The 15,638-nt window shown below is 72.6% G+C and carries 17 protein-coding genes; 13 read left to right on the top strand and 4 right to left on the bottom strand.

Translation table 11 applies throughout. The annotated features are described in order from the left end of the window. Positions 1 to 18 precede the first annotated feature (18 nt). Positions 19 to 606 (bottom strand): TetR/AcrR family transcriptional regulator, encoded by a 588-nt coding sequence (locus O7598_RS25905; RefSeq protein ID WP_269693854.1) that lies wholly within the window; start codon positions 604 to 606, stop codon positions 19 to 21. 98 nt (positions 607 to 704) lie between these two features. Here O7598_RS25905 and O7598_RS25900 point away from each other — a divergent pair, with 98 nt between their 5' ends. From O7598_RS25900 to O7598_RS25860, 9 genes are all read left to right on the top strand, one after another. Further along, positions 705 to 1,697: a hypothetical protein gene (locus O7598_RS25900; protein WP_269693853.1), complete on the top strand. Its 993-nt coding sequence runs from the start codon at positions 705 to 707 to the stop codon at positions 1,695 to 1,697. Between the two features lie 57 nt (positions 1,698 to 1,754). Beyond that, positions 1,755 to 2,096 carry a hypothetical protein gene (locus O7598_RS25895; protein WP_091061503.1) on the top strand — a complete coding sequence of 114 codons (342 nt, stop codon included), beginning with the start codon at positions 1,755 to 1,757 and terminating at the stop codon, positions 2,094 to 2,096. 277 nt (positions 2,097 to 2,373) lie between these two features. Continuing rightward, positions 2,374 to 3,447, top strand: a complete 1,074-nt coding sequence (locus tag O7598_RS25890) for a BMP family lipoprotein (protein ID WP_269694982.1) — start codon at positions 2,374 to 2,376, stop codon at positions 3,445 to 3,447. A 119-nt stretch (positions 3,448 to 3,566) separates the two neighbouring features. Next, entirely contained in the window at positions 3,567 to 5,258 is a 1,692-nt protein-coding gene (locus O7598_RS25885; protein ID WP_269693852.1) for an ABC transporter ATP-binding protein, read from the top strand. Then, the gene (locus O7598_RS25880) at positions 5,255 to 6,592 is read left to right on the top strand and encodes an ABC transporter permease (RefSeq protein WP_269693851.1); all 1,338 of its coding nucleotides are present in this window, start codon (positions 5,255 to 5,257) and stop codon (positions 6,590 to 6,592) included. The genes O7598_RS25885 and O7598_RS25880 overlap by 4 nt, the downstream gene beginning before the upstream one ends. 2 nt (positions 6,593 to 6,594) lie before the next feature. Continuing rightward, entirely contained in the window at positions 6,595 to 7,875 is a 1,281-nt protein-coding gene (locus O7598_RS25875) for an ABC transporter permease (RefSeq protein ID WP_269693850.1), read from the top strand. Positions 7,876 to 7,968: 93 nt separating this feature from the next. Continuing rightward, entirely contained in the window at positions 7,969 to 8,682 is a 714-nt protein-coding gene (locus O7598_RS25870; RefSeq protein ID WP_269693849.1) for a cytidine deaminase, read from the top strand. 139 nt (positions 8,683 to 8,821) lie between these two features. Continuing rightward, the gene (locus O7598_RS25865) at positions 8,822 to 10,102 is read left to right on the top strand and encodes a thymidine phosphorylase (protein WP_269693848.1); all 1,281 of its coding nucleotides are present in this window, start codon (positions 8,822 to 8,824) and stop codon (positions 10,100 to 10,102) included. Positions 10,103 to 10,201: 99 nt separating this feature from the next. After that, positions 10,202 to 10,882, top strand: a complete 681-nt coding sequence (locus tag O7598_RS25860; RefSeq protein WP_269693847.1) for a DUF4272 domain-containing protein — start codon at positions 10,202 to 10,204, stop codon at positions 10,880 to 10,882. Here O7598_RS25860 and O7598_RS25855 read toward each other — a convergent pair. Together O7598_RS25855 and O7598_RS25850 are read right to left on the bottom strand one after the other, a co-directional pair. Next, positions 10,879 to 11,730: a putative RNA methyltransferase gene (locus O7598_RS25855; protein ID WP_269693846.1), complete on the bottom strand. Its 852-nt coding sequence runs from the start codon at positions 11,728 to 11,730 to the stop codon at positions 10,879 to 10,881. The two genes, O7598_RS25860 and O7598_RS25855, sit on opposite strands and share 4 nt — an antisense overlap. A gap of 3 nt (positions 11,731 to 11,733) precedes the next feature. Next, the gene (locus O7598_RS25850; protein WP_091061040.1) at positions 11,734 to 12,207 is read right to left on the bottom strand and encodes a MarR family winged helix-turn-helix transcriptional regulator; all 474 of its coding nucleotides are present in this window, start codon (positions 12,205 to 12,207) and stop codon (positions 11,734 to 11,736) included. A 57-nt stretch (positions 12,208 to 12,264) separates the two neighbouring features. On the opposite strand from O7598_RS25850, the gene yczE reads away from it, so the two are divergent. The 4 genes from yczE to O7598_RS25830 all read left to right on the top strand — a co-directional run bounded on the left by yczE (position 12,265) and on the right by O7598_RS25830 (position 15,114). After that, the gene (yczE, locus tag O7598_RS25845; RefSeq protein ID WP_269693845.1) at positions 12,265 to 12,891 is read left to right on the top strand and encodes a membrane protein YczE; all 627 of its coding nucleotides are present in this window, start codon (positions 12,265 to 12,267) and stop codon (positions 12,889 to 12,891) included. Beyond that, complete coding sequence (locus tag O7598_RS25840) at positions 12,879 to 13,457, top strand: NADPH-dependent FMN reductase (RefSeq protein WP_269693844.1); 579 nt, start codon at positions 12,879 to 12,881, stop codon at positions 13,455 to 13,457. The genes yczE and O7598_RS25840 overlap by 13 nt, the downstream gene beginning before the upstream one ends. A 110-nt stretch (positions 13,458 to 13,567) precedes the next feature. Next, complete coding sequence (locus O7598_RS25835; protein ID WP_269694981.1) at positions 13,568 to 13,990, top strand: PPOX class F420-dependent oxidoreductase; 423 nt, start codon at positions 13,568 to 13,570, stop codon at positions 13,988 to 13,990. A 47-nt stretch (positions 13,991 to 14,037) separates the two neighbouring features. Further along, the gene (locus tag O7598_RS25830) at positions 14,038 to 15,114 is read left to right on the top strand and encodes an adenosine deaminase (RefSeq protein WP_091061030.1); all 1,077 of its coding nucleotides are present in this window, start codon (positions 14,038 to 14,040) and stop codon (positions 15,112 to 15,114) included. On the opposite strand, the gene O7598_RS25825 is transcribed toward O7598_RS25830, so the two are convergent. Further along, positions 15,115 to 15,453, bottom strand: coding sequence for a hypothetical protein (locus O7598_RS25825; RefSeq protein ID WP_269693843.1), 339 nt, complete (start codon positions 15,451 to 15,453; stop codon positions 15,115 to 15,117). Positions 15,454 to 15,638: the final 185 nt, after the last annotated feature.

Raw genomic sequence — 15,638 nt, 5'->3', positions numbered from 1 at the left:
GGGGCCCCTCCTAACACCTCAGCGCAGGAGCGCGCGGGCGCCCGCGAGGTAGGTGGCGCGGTCCGGCGAGCCGGTGAGGATCCGCTGGGTGAAGTAGCCCGGCACCAGCCCGAACAGCGCCGCGCCCACGGCGGCGGGATCGGCGTCGGGGGGCAGCTCACCGGCGTCGCGGGCCCGCTCGGCGGCCGTCACGAAGTGGCCGCGCAGCCGGGTGTACGTGGCGGCGACGAACTCGGCCAGCACCGGGTCCCGCTGCGCCTCGCTCCACACCTGAAGGGCCAGCGGCAGCACGCCGTCCGGGCCGAGCTGGGTGTCGACGAAGGTCAGGGCGCGTTCCAGCACGCCGGTCAGCGGCAACGGCGGCTCGGCGGTGGACAGGTCGGCGAAGGTCGCGTCGGCGGTGCCGACCACCGCCTGGGCGATGGCCGTGATCAGGTCGTTCTTGCTGGGGAAGTAGCGGTAGACCGCGCCGACGGAGAGCCCGGCCTCCTTGATCACGTCCTGCATCGAGGTGTGGTGGAACCCGTCGCGCACGAAGCAGCGCCGGGCCGCGTCGAGGATCTGCTGGCGGCGGGCGGCGAGGTGCTGTTCGGAGACGCGTGGCACGGCACACATCCTAAAGCGAACGTTCGTTCTTGACGAATGCGCGCATGACGGCGCACGCTCAGCTCAAGAGAACGAACATTCGTTTTAAGGAGATCGCGATGCCCCGCTCACCGTGGACCCTCGCCGCGCTGCTCGTCGGCGCGGCGGTGGTGGTGCAGGCGCTGCTCGTACCGCTGTTCGCGGCACCCGCCGCCCACCTCGCACCGCGCGACCTGCCGGTGGCCGTGGCCGGCCCGCCGCCGGCGGTGGCCGAGCTGACCGCCCGGCTCGCCGCGGCCCGCCCCGGCGGCTTCGCGGTCACCACGCTGCCGGACGCGGCGGCGGCCGACCGGGCGCTGCGCGACCGCGAGGTCTACGCCGCGTTCCTGGTCGGCCCGGACGGCGTCGCCCTGCACACCGCGCCGGCCGCGAGCCCGACCGTGGCGGCCCTGCTCACCGAGGCCGCCGGGCAGCTCTCGGCCGGCCGCCCGGTGCCGGTGACCCCGGTCGTGCCGGCCGACCCGGACGACCCGCGCGGCGCCGGGTTCGCCGCCGGCTTCCTGCCGCTGGCGCTCACCGGCATGCTGGCCGGCGCGCTGCTCACCCTCCTCGTCGCCGGCCGCCGCGCCCGGCTCGCCGGCCTGATCGGGTACGCGGTGCTGGCCGGCGCGGCCGGCACGGCGGTGCTGCACGGCTGGCTCGGCCTGCTCGACGGCGACCCGTGGCGGGAGTCGGCCGCCATCGGCCTGTTCTCGCTCGCCGCCACCGGCACCGTGGCGGGCCTCGGCGCGCTGCTCGGTCGCGCCGGCCTCGGGCTCGGGGCGCTGCTCGTCTTCCTGGTCGGCAACCCGCTCTCCGCTGTCGCCGCCGCGCCCGAGCTGCTGCCGCAGCCGTGGGGGGCGGTCGGGCAGTTCCTGCCGGTCGGCGCCGGCGGCACGCTGCTGCGCTCGGCGGCCTTCTTCGACGGCGCGGGCGCCGGCCGGCCGCTGGCCGTGCTGACCGGGTACGCGCTGGTCGGGTTGGCCCTGGTCCTGGTCGGCCGTCGGGCCGGCGGCGGCGTGCAGCCGGAGCCGGTGGCGGCCCGGCCGACGGCGGCGCAGGTCACGGTATGACGGCACCTGGCCGAGCTGACTACTACGCGGCGTCGTTGATGGGGGAGAATGGCCGGCGTGGAAGCTCTTCGACTGATCCTTCTCTACGTCCATCTGATCGGCTTCGCGCTGCTGCTCGGCGGCGGGATCGCCCAGTACGTCAGCGGCCGGCTGCGGATCAACGCGGCCATGCTCTGGGGAGCGGTGATCCAGATCCTGACCGGTCTCGGACTCTCCGCGCCCCTGCGGGACGGCGACGAACCGGCCCCGGCGAAGCTTGTTACCAAGTTGGTGCTCGCGTTGCTCATCTTCGTCATGGTCTTCTTCTCCCGTAAGCGGGAGTCCGTGAACCGCGGGCACTTCCTTGCGATCATCGGGTTGACGCTGCTCAACGCGGCGGTCGCGGTGTTCTGGCGGTAGCCCGCAGAGCAACGGGAGCGCACCGGAAAACGGACGTTCAGGACACGCCCGCGCACGCCCACCGGCCGGAAAAGTGATCTGCCCCACCCAAGGGTTACACCGGGGTAACGGACGCTCAACAGTCGTGCACGATTGTCGGCCGGTGGGTGGGCGCGGGCGTACGCTCCCGTCCGTAACGTGGGACGCCGGCGGCACACCGCAGGCCGGCGCAAGGGCATGCGTACCGCGCACGACGCGGGCGCAATGGGAAGGAGACGTCTTGCGCTCTGTGCGTGGGATGCGGATCGCCTCCGCCTTCGTGGCGGGTGGCCTCGTGCTGGGCGCCGCCGCGTGTGGTGAGGCTCCGGACGACGACAACAACAACGCCGGCGGCAACGGCGGCAAGAAGTACAGCGCCTGCATGGTGACCGACGTCGGTGGCATCGACGACAAGTCCTTCAACACCTCGGCCTGGAAGGGCCTCCAGGAGGCGAAGAAGGAGAACGACAACATCGACATCAAGAACGTCCAGTCGAAGGCCGAGGCGGACTACGAGGTCAACCTCAAGGGCTTCGTCGACCAGAAGTGCGACTTCATCCTGGCCGTCGGTGGCCTGATGTCGGACGCCACCAAGGCGGCTGCCACCGCGAACCCGAACCAGCAGTTCGCGATTGTGGACGCCAACCCGGGCGTCGGCAACATCTATCCGATGCAGTTCGACACCGCGCAGGCCGCGTTCCAGGCCGGCTACCTGGCCGCCGGGATGAGCAAGACCGGCAAGGTGGGCACCTACGGCGGCCTGCCGATCCCGCCGGTCACCATCTTCATGGACGGCTTCGCCGACGGCGTGGCGTACTACAACAAGGCCAAGAACAAGAACGTCTCGGTCATCGGCTGGGACAAGGCCACCCAGAAGGGCTCCTTCACCAACGACTTCGTCAAGCAGGACGAGGGCAAGAAGGTGTCCGACACGCTCGTCGCCCAGGGCGCCGACATCATCATGCCGGTCGCCGGCGGCGCCGGCCTCGGCACCACCGCCGCGGCCAAGGCCTCGGGCGGCAAGTACTCGGTCGTCTGGGTCGACGTCGACGGCTGCGAGAGCACCCCGGACTGCTCGGCGATCGTGACCACGGTCGTCAAGAACATCCCGGAGGCCGTCAAGGAGGCCGTGGTGAAGGCCGCCGGTGGCGAGAAGCTGCAGTCCACCCCGGGCTTCGTGGGCACCCTGGCGAACACCGGCGTCTCCATCGCGCCGTACCACGACTTCGACAGCAAGGTCCCGGCGGACCTGAAGGCCGAGGTCGACAAGATCAAGGCGGACATCGCCGCCGGCACCATCACGGTCACCTCGAAGGCCCAGCCGACCAAGTGACCGCTCCGCCGGCCGCCGCGGTGAGATCATCGGCAGCGGGGCCGGCGAGCACCAGGTAGCACGATCCGGCCGTCCCGGGCGTACGGGTTCCGACCCCACGCCCGGGGCGGCCGGTCACCGTGATCCCCCTTCACCCCTACCCGGCGCGGTGGCGGCGCGGCAGTCGCTACGCTGCACCATCGCTCGCACTCCAGGAGGTTGCGCTGAGACTCGAACTGCGCGGCATCACCAAACGGTTCGGTGATCTGGTCGCCAACGACCACATCGACCTCACGGTGGAGCCTGGAGAGATCCACGCCCTGCTCGGCGAGAACGGCGCCGGCAAGTCGACCCTGATGAACGTGCTCTACGGCCTCTACCAGCCGGACGAGGGCGAGATCCTGGTCGACGGCAAGCCGCTGAAGCTGAAGGGCCCCTCGGACGCGATCGCCGCCGGGATCGGCATGGTGCACCAGCACTTCATGCTGGTGCCGGTCTTCACCGTGGCTGAGAACGTGATGCTCGGCGCCGAGCAGGTCAAGCTGCCCTTCGCCGGGCTGCTGGACCGCCGGCGGGCCCGGCGCGAGGTCGCCGAGGTGTCCGAGCGGTACAACCTCCGGGTCGACCCGGACGCGGTGATCGAGGACCTGCCGGTCGGCATCCAACAGCGGGTGGAGATCGTCAAGGCGCTCACCCGCGACGTCGACCTGCTGATCCTCGACGAGCCGACCGCCGTGCTCACCCCGCAGGAGACCGACGAACTGCTCACCGTCATGCGGTCGCTCAAGGCCGCCGGCAAGTCGATCGTGTTCATCACCCACAAGCTGGGCGAGGTGAAGGCGATCGCGGACCGGATCACCGTGATCCGGCGCGGGCGGACGGTCGGCACCGCCGAGCCGACCGCCAGCCGGGACGAGCTGGCCGCGCTGATGGTCGGCCGCAACGTCCGGCTGACCGTGGACAAGAAGCCCGCCACCCCGGGCAAGCCGATCCTGGAGGTCGCCGGCCTGGTCGTCGACGACGATCGGCAGGTCCGCGCGGTCGACGGCATCGACCTGACCGTGCACGCCGGCGAGGTGCTCGGCGTCGCGGGCGTGCAGGGCAACGGCCAGACCGAGCTGATCGAGGCGATCATGGGCCTGCGTCCGGTGCTCGCCGGCACGATCACCCTCGACGGTGAGGCGACGGCCGGTTGGTCGACCAAGAAGGTGCTGCGCGCCGGCGTCGGCTACGTGCCGGAGGACCGCAGCGTCGACGGCCTGGTCAAGGAGTTCTCCGTGGCGGAGAACCTGGTGCTGGACATCTACGACCGGCCGCCGTTCGGCAAGGGCCTGTCGTTGAAGCCGGACGCGATCGCGAAGTCGGCGAAGGAGCGGATCGAGCAGTTCGACGTCCGAACCTCGTCGGCCGACGCGGCGGTCGGCACGCTCTCCGGCGGCAACCAGCAGAAGGTGATCGTGGCCCGGGAGCTGTCCCGGCCGCTGAAGCTCTTCATCGCCGCCCAGCCCACCCGGGGCGTGGACGTCGGTTCGATCGAGTTCATCCACAGCCGGGTCATCCGCGAGCGGGACGTCGGCACCGCGGTCATGGTCGTCTCCAGCGAGCTGGACGAGGTGATCGGCCTGGCCGACCGGATCGCGGTGATGTACCGCGGCCGGGTCATCGGCATCGTCGGCCCGGACACACCGCGTGAGGAGATCGGCCTGCTGATGGCCGGCATCACCCCGGACACCGCGCCCGCGACCCCGCACGAGGGCGGTGCCCCCGCCACCCCGCACGAGGGCGACGCCGCCCCGGCCCCCGAGGGCCCCGGCAACGAGGATGAGGCATGACGAACCCGAACCCGGCGTCGGGCTCCCCGGACAAGGAGCCGGCGACCGAGGCGCTCCAGGCGCGCGAGGAGGCCCGGGCGACGCCGACCGCGCCGGCCGGCGACACCGCGCTGAAGCAGCGGCCCGCCGAGGCGCCCCGGCCCAGCCTGGGCCGGCTTTTCCTGGACAACCTCTGGGCGGCCAACACGGTCACGGTGACCGTGCTCGCGGTCGTGCTGGCGATGCTCGTCGGCGCGGTGCTGATCATCGTCTCCGACCCGGAGGTGCTGGCCACCTACGGCTACATCACCGCCCGACCGGCGGACGCGTTGAACGCCAGCTGGACGGTGGTCAGCGAGGCGTACGCGAACCTGTTCAAGGGCGCGGTCTTCGACCCGGACGCGGTCGGCTTCACCGCCGCGATGGGTCCGATCTCGGAGACGCTCACCTACACCGCGCCGCTGGTCTTCACCGGCCTGTCGGTGGCGCTGGCCTTCCGCGGCGGCCTGTTCAACATCGGCGCCCAGGGCCAGGCGACCATCGGCGTCGTCCTGGCCGCCGTCGCCGGGTTCGCGCTGCCGCTGCCGCCCGGGGTGCACCTGCTGGTGGCGCTGATCGCCGGTGCGCTGGGCGGTGCGCTCTGGGGCTTCATCCCGGGCATCCTCAAGGCCCGCACCGGCGCCCACGAGGTGATCAACACGATCATGCTCAACTACGTGGCGGTCTACTTCCTCTCCTGGATCATCATCCAGAGCGGGGTGCAGAACCCGAGCCGGTCGGACGCGATCAGCAAGCCGGTGGACTCCTCCGCGCAGCTGCCCCGGCTGCTCGGCGACAACCTGCGGGTGCACGCCGGCATCCTGCTCGCGGTGCTGGCCACCTGGTTCATCGCCTGGCTGCTCAACCGCTCCACGCTCGGCTTCGAACTGCGCGCGGTGGGCGCCAACCCGGACGCCGCCCGGACCGCCGGCATCAGCGTGACCAAGACGTACGTGCTGGTGATGGTGATCGCGGGTCTGCTGGCCGGCCTCGGCGGCTCGAACATGGTGCTCGGCTCCACCGCCAACGCGCTGACCCCGCTGGTGATCGCGCAGATCGGGTTCGACGGCATCCTGGTCGCCCTGCTCGGCCGGGTGAAGCCGTGGGGCGTGCTGCTGGCCGCGCTGCTGTTCGGCGCGCTCCAGGCCGGCGGCAACCGGATGCAGTCGTACTCCGGGATCTCGCTGGAGCTGGTCACCGTGCTCCAGGCGCTCATCGTCATCTTCATCGCCGCGCCCGCCCTGGTGAAGGCGATCTTCCAGCTCCGGGCGGCCCGCGCCGCCCGGCTGCAGACGAGCCTCGCGAAGGGCTGGTGAGCATGTCCACCACCGCAGTCCCCGACGTCGCGGTCACCGCGGTCGACGAGGGTTTCTGGACGCGGGCCCGCAAGGCCGGTGCCGTCCTGCTGGCGCTTGGTGTGCTCGCGGCGGTGCTGTTCGGCGCGCTCGCCACCGACCAGCAGGCCCGCTTCACGCTCAGCGAGACCGAGGGCGGCGCCGCACTGGAGATCAACGGCACGGTCGGCGCGATCCTGTTCGGGGTCATCGCCGCCGCGGCCGGGGCCGCGCTGCTGGCCGGCGTGCCCAAGCGCTGGTTCACGCTGCTGCTCGGCGCCGGGCTGGTCGCCTTCGTGCTGAGCTTCCTGTGCTGGCAGGTCTCCGCCGCCCCCGAGGGGCGCAACTTCATGCCGCTGGTCAACGTGCTGCGCGGCACGTTCATCCTGGCGCTGCCGCTGATCTTCGGGGCGCTGGCCGGGGTGCTCTGCGAGCGCTCCGGCGTGGTCAACGTGGCGATCGAGGGCCAACTGCTGATGGGCGCCTTCTCCGGCGCGCTGTTCGGCAGCATCTCCGGCAACGTCTGGGTGGGTCTGGTGGCCGCCGCGATCGGCGGCGCGTTCATCTCGCTGCTGCTGGCCGTGTTCGCCATCCGCTACCTGGTCGACCAGGTGGTCATGGGCATCGTGCTCAACCTGCTGGCGGTCGGCATCACCGGCTTCCTCTACGAGCGGCTGATGCAGACCGACGCGGCCAAGTACAACAGCGCGCCGCGGTTCAGCAACTGGGAGATCCCGCTGCTGAAGGACATCCCGCTGCTCGGTCCGGCGCTGTTCCGGGGCAACATCTTCCTCTACCTCGGCCTGCTGCTGGTGCTGGTCATCCACCTGGCGCTGTTCCGCACCCGGTGGGGCCTGCGCACCCGGTCGGTCGGTGAGCACCCGACCGCCGCCGACACGCTCGGTGTGAAGGTGCTGCGGCTGCGCTACCGCAACGTGCTCCTGGCCGGTCTGGTGGCCGGCGTCGGCGGCGCGTCGTACACGCTGGCGCTCTACTCGTTCACCAAGAACATGATCGGCGGCAAGGGCTTCATCGCGCTGGCCGCGCTGATCTTCGGCCGGTGGAGCCCGACCGGCGCGCTGCTCGCGGCGCTCTTCTTCGGCTTCGCCGACCAGCTCGCCACCTACCTGGGTGCGATCGGCAGCAGCATCCCGAGCCAGTTCCTGGCGATGCTGCCCTACCTGGCGACGATCCTGGCGGTGGCCGGGCTGGTCGGTCGGGTCCGGGCGCCGGCCGCCGACGGCAAGCCGTACATCAAGGGCTGACTGCCGCGCGACGCACCGTGCCCGGCGGGGGTGACTCGCCGGGCACCGTCGTCTCCGGCCGCGCCCGCGACCGATCGGCGTGAATTGGGCAGAATGGGAGTCGTGATGGAGATCGACTGGGAGCGGCTGCGGGCCGCCGCCACCGAGGTCATGCGGCACGCGTACGTGCCGTACTCGAAGTTCCCGGTCGGGGCCGCCGCCCTGGTCGACGACGGCCGCGTGGTGGTCGGCTGCAACGTGGAGAACGCCGCGTACGGCGTGGTGCTCTGCGCCGAGTGCGGCGTGGTCTCCTCGCTGCACGCCACCGGCGGCGGCCGGATCGTGGCGCTGTCCTGCGTCGACGCCACGGGCGAACCGCTGATGCCGTGCGGCAGGTGCCGGCAGCTGCTCTGGGAACAGGGCGGGCCGGAATGCCTGATCGAGGCCGACGGCGGGCCGCTGCGGATGGCCGAGCTGCTGCCGCACGCGTTCGACGTGGCCGACATCGAGGCGGTGACCGGCGAGCACCCGGTGCCCGTGGTGCCGGACCGGCTGGCTGCCTGGCGGGGGCGGGGCACGGTGTTCGTGCACCCCGACCTCTCCGACGGGCAGCAGGTGTGGACCGCCTACTGGGAACGGTCGGCCGGTGACACCGAGGGCGCCGAGACCGGCGTGCTGGAGGAGGGCCCGAGCTGGGACGATCCCGACGGGGCCATCGAGTGGGGAATGGCGCGGACGCCGCGCGTGGTCGTGGTGGACGCGTCGGGCGCGATCTTCTGGGCCGGGGAGGGTGAGCCGCCTTCGGAGATTCCGGTTCGTTGGGGCTGAGGTGGGGGAATCGGGCCGACCGTGCCCGGCTCCGGGCGGTCAGGCTTGATCCCTCCGCCGGTCACGGTCGGCCCGATTCCTCGACGGTCACCGTTCGCGGGGATGTGCGACCACCCGCTATTACTGATTGGATCTTGTGGTGAGTGCTTTTGCGGCGGTTGATGTCATTCGGGCGAAGCGAGACGGGGGTGTGCTGAGCGACGGGCAGATCGACTGGGTGGTCGACGCGTACACCAGGGGGTTGGTGGCCGACGAGCAGATGTCGGCGCTGGCCATGGCGATCCTGCTGCGCGGCATGACCGGCCCGGAGATCGCCCGGTGGACCGCCGCGATGATCGCCAGTGGTGAGCGCCTGGACCTGTCGCCGGTGGCCCGGCCGACCGTGGACAAGCACTCCACCGGCGGCGTCGGTGACAAGATCACCCTGCCGCTGACCCCGCTGGTCGCCGCGTGCGGCGCGGCCGTCCCGCAGCTCTCCGGCCGGGGTCTCGGCCACACCGGCGGCACCCTGGACAAGCTGGAGTCGATCCCGGGCTGGCGGGCGGCGCTGAGCAACGACGAGTTCATCGCCCAGCTCCGCGACGTCGGCGCGGTGATCTGCGCGGCCGGTGACGGGCTCGCCCCGGCCGACCGCAAGCTGTACGCGCTGCGTGACGTCACCGGCACCGTCGAGGCCATCCCGCTGATCGCCAGCTCGATCATGAGCAAGAAGATCGCCGAGGGGACCGGGGCACTGGTGCTCGACGTGAAGGTCGGCTCCGGCGCGTTCATGAAGAACGTCGACGACGCCCGCGAGCTGGCCCGCACCATGGTCGAGCTGGGCGGCGCGCACGGGGTGCGGACGGTCGCCCTGCTCACCGACATGTCCACCCCGCTCGGCCTGGCCGTCGGCAACGCGGTCGAGGTGACCGAGTCGGTGGAGGTGCTGGCCGGCGGCGGCCCGGCCGACGTGGTGGAGCTGACGCTGGCGCTGGCCCGGGAGATGCTCGACGCGGCCGGCCTGCCGGACGCCGACCCGGCCGCCGCGCTGCGCGACGGGCGGGCCATGGACTCGTGGCGCGCGATGATCCGGGCGCAGGGCGGCGACCCGGACGCCCCGATGCCCACCGCGAACGAGATCGAGCTGGTCACCGCGACCGAGGACGGCTGGGTGGCCGAGGTGGACGCGTACGCGATCGGGGTGGCCGCCTGGCGCCTCGGCGCCGGCCGGGCCCGCAAGGAGGACCCGGTCAGCGTCCCGGCCGGCGTGGTGCTGCACAAGCGCCCCGGCGACCCGGTGCGCGTCGGCGACCCGCTGTTCGAGCTGCGCGCCGAGCACGCCGAGCGGATCCCGGCCGCGTTGGCGCAGGCACGCGACGCGATCCGGGTGGCGCCGGCGGCCCCGGCCCCGACGCCGCTGGTGATCGAACGGATCGGCTGACCGGCGGGCCATGGTGCCGGCCCGGTCGGAACCGCTATCCTCGCAGGCCAGGGGGACCGACCGGCATCGAGCCGAGGCGAGCAGACAGGGACTGAGGCGTTGCGCGTATCCGCTCCCGACCCCCGGGCCGTCCGTGAGGCGAGTCTCGACGAGCTGTCCCGGCTGGGTCTTCCGCTGCCGCCGCCGCAGTTCCCGCTGGTCTGGGAGCCGGGCGACGAGATCGAGCTGCGTGCCACGCCGGAGATCGAGGCGCGGATCGCGGTGCTGCACCTGATCCTGGCCCGCTGCTTCGGCATGCCGCCGCAGGCCGCGATGAGCTGGCTGCTGGAGTCGCACCTGGTGGAGATGCTGACGCCGCCGGAGTGGCAGTTCGTGATGGGCGGCCGGGGCGACCACCGGTCGTTCGTGCTGCACCACGACGCGCTGTTCTCGCTGGCCTGGGTGCTCGGCCTGAGCAAGCAGCTGGACCCGACCGTGCCGGTGGACGAGCGGCTGGTCGAGCGGATGCCGAACCTGGTCACGGGGGAGACGTTCCCGCAGTGGCGGGCCCGCATCCTGGCCGCCCCGCAGCATCCCGCCGACGCTGCCGCGCTGCTCGACCTGCACTACTGCCTCGACTGGGCCTACCTGGAGACCGAGCGGGCCGGGCAGGCGCTGCCCGGGCTGGTGGACGCGAACGCGATCGGGCAGCGCCGGTGGGCGCTGGAGTGGGCGGTGATGCTGCGCGGGCCGTACCACGACGAGCCGCCGGGCTGGGAAGAGGTCGACCTCTCCACCTAACGCGGTCGGTGGGTGGAGAGCCGGACGGCGAGCGTGACCGGCGTCGGCTCGGGCAGCGCGGCGATCCGCGCGGCGAGCCGCTGCGGGTCCGCGTGCCAGGCGCTGGGGCCCATCCCGACCAGCGTGCCGACCTCGGCGCGGGTCAACGACAGCCGGGCCCGGTGCTCGCCGGCGGACTCCTCGACGAAGTGGGCGCCCAGGCTGTCGGCGACCCGGTCGGCCTTGGCCGGGTCCACCCGCAGCAGGTCCAGCGCCTCGACCAGCTCGCCGAGGTGGTCGGTGGTCGGGGTGACCACCAGCAGCGCGCCGGCCGGGTCGAGCACCCGGTGGAACTCCGGGCCGTTGCGGGGCGCGAAGACGTTCAGCAGCACGCGCACGGACCGGTCGGCCAGCGGCAGCCGCTGCCAGGTGTCGGCGAGCGCGGCGGCGGCGCGCGGGTGGGCGCGGGCGGCGCGGCGCAGCGCCGGCTTGGAGACGTCCAGGGCCAGGCCGGCGGCGCCCGGCAGCGCCGCCAGCACCGCGGCGAGGTAGTGCCCGGTGCCGGCGCCGGGCTCCACCACCAGGGGGTACGGATCCCCGGGCGCGATCCGGCTCGCGGCGGCGGCTAGTGCGGCGGCGAGCCTGTCGTAATGGCCGGCGGCCAGGAAGTCGGCCCGGGCGGCCACCATCTCCGCGCTGTCCCCGCCGTGCGGGGCCCGGCCGGCGAGCAGGTTGACGTATCCCTGCCGGGCGGTGTCGAAGCTGTGCCCGCGCGGGCAGCGCAGCGCGCGGGTGGTGCCGGCGGTGGCCTCGGCCAGCGGATCGCCGCAGACCGGGCAGCGCAGCCGGGTCAGGATGCGGGGGTCCACGCGTCAGCCCGCCGCTTCCGTGCGGTCGGTGAGGTGGTCGACGACCCGTCGGCTCAGCGTGCCGAGCGCCGCCAGCTCCGTCGGGGTGAGCAGGTCGATCAGGTGCCGCCGGACGGCGGCCACGTGCCCCGGCGCGGCGCTCTCGACGGCCCGCCGGCCGGCCGGGGTGAGCGCGACGATCGAACCGCGGCCGTCGGTGGCGCACTCCTCCCGGGTGACCAGGCCGCGTTGCTGCATCCGGGAGATGTGGTGGGAGAGCCGGCTGCGGGACCAGAGCATGCGATCGGCCAGCTCGCTGAGCCGCAACCGCTGGTCCGGTGTCTCGGAGAGGTCGCTGAGGACGTCGTAGTCCGGCTCGGAGAGGCCGGCGTCCTGCATCAGCTCGCGGGCCAGCTCCAGGTCGAGCAGGCGGCGCATCCGCCGGTAGCCGCGCCACGCGCGGTCCTCCCGCTCGTCCAGCCAGCGCGGTCCGTCCATGCCCCGATCCTACCCGGGTGGTTGACATGTCACCAACTCGCGGCCTAGCTTGATGACATGTCAACCAAACTGCCGGCCCGAGTGGTCCGGCTCCTGGCCGGCCTGGCCCTGTTCGGGGTGAGCGTCGCGCTGATGGTCCGCGCCGACCTCGGCCTCGCTTCCTGGGACGTGCTGCACCAGGGCCTCGCCGCCCGCACCGGCCTGCCGATGGGGCTGCTGGTCAATGGCGTGGCGTTGCTGGTGCTGCTGCTGTGGGTCCCGTTGCGCCAGCGTCCCGGGGTCGGCACGGTGGCGAACGTGGCGCTGGTCGGGCTGGCCCTCGACGCGACGCTGGCCCTGGTGCCGCCGGTCGACCCGCTCGCCGCCCGGATCTGCCTGCTGGGCGCCGGCATCCTGCTCAACGGTCTCGCCACCGCGCTCTACCTGGGCGCCCGGCTCGGCCCGGGTCCGCGGGACGGGCTGATGACCGGCCTGGCCGCCCGCGGCCTTCCGCTCGGCCCGGCGCGCACCGGGATCGAGGTGACCGTGCTGGCGGTCGGTTGGCTGCTCGGCGGGGCCGTCGGCCCCGGCACCCTGCTCTACGCGATCGGCATCGGGCCGATCGTCGCCCGGCTCGTTCCCCGACTCACCGTGCCGGCCCTGACCGCCACCTCCACCGGAGTGACCTCACCATGCCCAGCCTGAACGTGATCGTCGCCAGCACCCGACCCGGCCGCGTCGGTCGCCGCATCGGTGACTGGTTCACCGCCGCCGCCGTCCGCCACGCCGGCTTCGACGAGGTTCGGCTCGTCGACCTGGCCGAGGTCGGGCTGCCCTTCCACGACGAGCCGGACCACCCCTCGGAGCGGATCTACCGGCACGAGCACACCCGTTCCTGGAGCGCCACCATCGACGCCGCGGACGCCTTCGTCCTGGTGATGCCGGAATACAACTACGGCTTCAGCGCGCCGCTCAAGAACGCGATCGACTACCTCTACCACGAGTGGCAGCACAAGCCGGTGGGCTTCGTCAGCTACGGCATGACCTCCGGGGGCCTGCGCGCGGTGCAGATGATCAAGCAGGTGGTGACCACCTTGAACATGGTCCCGGTGAACGACGCGGTGAACGTCTTCCTGCGGCAGGCGCTGGACGAGGCCGGCGAGCTGCGACCCGACCCGGGCCGCGAGCAGGCCGCCGAGCTGATGCTCGACCAACTCGTCCGGCTGGCGGCCGCGCTCGCCCCGCTGCGGACGACCGAGGTGCCGGCATGAGCGAACGCACCGAGCGGAGCGAGGGCCGTGAGGGCATGCCCGGTCGGCTCGGCATGAGCGAACGCACCGAGCGGAGCGAGGGCCGTGAGGGCATGCCCGGTCGGCTCGGCATGAGCGAACGCACCGAGCGGCTGTGGGGGCTGTTCGGGTCGCGCGGGCGCGGTGTGCTGGCCACCCTGCGCCGGGACGGTCGCCCGCAGCTGTCCAACCTCGACTACCTGGCCGAGCCGGGCCTGATCCGGTGCTCCACCACCGGCGGCCGGGCCAAAGTGCGCAACCTGCGCCGCGATCCCCGGGCCAGCTTCCACGTGACCACCGCCGACGGCGGCGCGTACGCGGTGGCCGAAGGCACGGTCACGCTCACCCCGCCGGCCGCCGCGACCGACGACGCGACGGTCGAGGAACTGGTCGAGGTCTACCGGCGGATCCGCGGCGAGCACCCGGACTGGGCGGACTACCGGGCCGCCATGGTGGCCGACGGGCGTCTGGTCCTGCGCCTGACGGTCGAGCGGGTGTACGGCTGGCGGCCCTGACGGCGGTCCGCTGCCCGACCGGCACCGCCGGTGACTAGGGTCTGGGCATGGTCGCAATCTCGTACGAGGACATCGTCAAGGTCCCGAAGGCGCTGCTGCACGATCACCTCGACGGCGGCCTGCGGCCCGCGACGATCGTCGAGCTGGCCGCCGAGGCCGGCCACGAACTGCCCACCACCGACCCGGACGCGCTCGGTCGCTGGTTCGCCGAGGCGGCGAACTCCGGTTCGCTGGAGCGCTACCTGGAGACGTTCGCGCACACCGTGGCGGTGATGCAGACCGCGAGCGCGTTGCGCCGGGTCGCCCGGGAGTGCGCGCTGGACCTGGCCGCCGACGGCGTCGTCTACGCCGAGGTCCGGTTCGCGCCCGAGCAGCACCTGGAGCGGAACCTGACCCTGGACGAGGTGGTCGAGGCGGTGGTCACCGGGTTCCGGGAGGGCAGCGCGCTGGCCGGCGAGGCGGGCACGCCGATCCGGATCGGCACCCTGCTCACCGCGATGCGGCACGCCGCCCGCTCGCAGGAGATCGCCGAGCTGGCGGTGCGGCACCGGGACACCGGGGTGGTCGGCTTCGACATCGCCGGCGCGGAGGCGGGCTTCCCGCCCACCCGGCACCTGGACGCGTTCGAATATCTCCAGCGGGAGAACTTCCACTTCACCATCCACGCCGGCGAGGCGTTCGGGCTGCCGTCGATCTGGCAGGCGATCCAGTGGTGCGGCGCGGACCGGCTGGGCCACGGCGTCCGGATCGTCGACGACATCACCCCGGGCAACCCGCCCGCGCTGGGCCGGCTGGCCGCGTACGTGCGGGACAAGCGCATCCCGCTGGAGCTGTGCCCGTCGTCGAATGTGCAGACCGGCGCGGCGGCGTCGATCGCCGACCATCCGATCGGGCTGCTGCGCGACCTGCGGTTCCGGGTGACGGTGAACACCGACAACCGGCTGATGAGCGGCACCTCGATGTCGCGGGAGATGGCGCTGCTGGTGGAGGCCTTCGGCTACGGCTGGAAGGAACTCCAGTGGTTCACCATCAACGCGATGAAGAGCGCCTTCATCCCGTTCGACGAGCGCCTGCGGATCATCGACGAGGTGATCAAGCCGGCGTACGCGAAGCTGATCGGCTGATCACGGCCGGCGCGGGTGGCCGGCGAGCAGGGCGGCCACCCCGCGCAGCACCTCGCCGGCCCGGGCGGCCTCGGCGCCCAGCCCGGTCTGGCGGCGCAGCACGGCCGGCTCGGCCCGCAGCAGGGTGAGCCCGCGCCGGATCAGCACCCGGGGTGCCTTGCGTTGTTCGGCGAGGTCGCGGGCGAGCCGACGCAGGAACGTGGCGCCGCGCGGGCGGCGCAGGGCGTACGCCCCGGCGAGCAGGCCGCGGCGCCGGCACTCGGCGACGATCTCGGCGGCGAAGATCCCTTCGGCGACGAAGAATGGCGATCCGTCGACGTCGAATGGCCGGGTGGCCACCCTCCGGTCCGCGCCGATCGCATAAACCGGCACTTCGGCCTTGCCCTCCCGGGCCAATCGGGCAATTGTTTCCACCGCCGTGTCCGCATCCCAGGACGAGGGGGACTCCCAGTCGACCTGTCCGTTTCGGAGGGGACACGTAGGGTCATCACCGTCCTTGTAGAAGTCGTCCAGGCACAGCACCG

The organism is Micromonospora sp. WMMC241 (assembly GCF_027460165.1).
In the GTDB taxonomy this organism is placed as follows: domain Bacteria; phylum Actinomycetota; class Actinomycetes; order Mycobacteriales; family Micromonosporaceae; genus Micromonospora; species Micromonospora humi.
The sequence above is the reverse complement of the archived record's forward strand: the minus strand, read 5'-3'. Positions and strand labels throughout refer to the sequence as shown.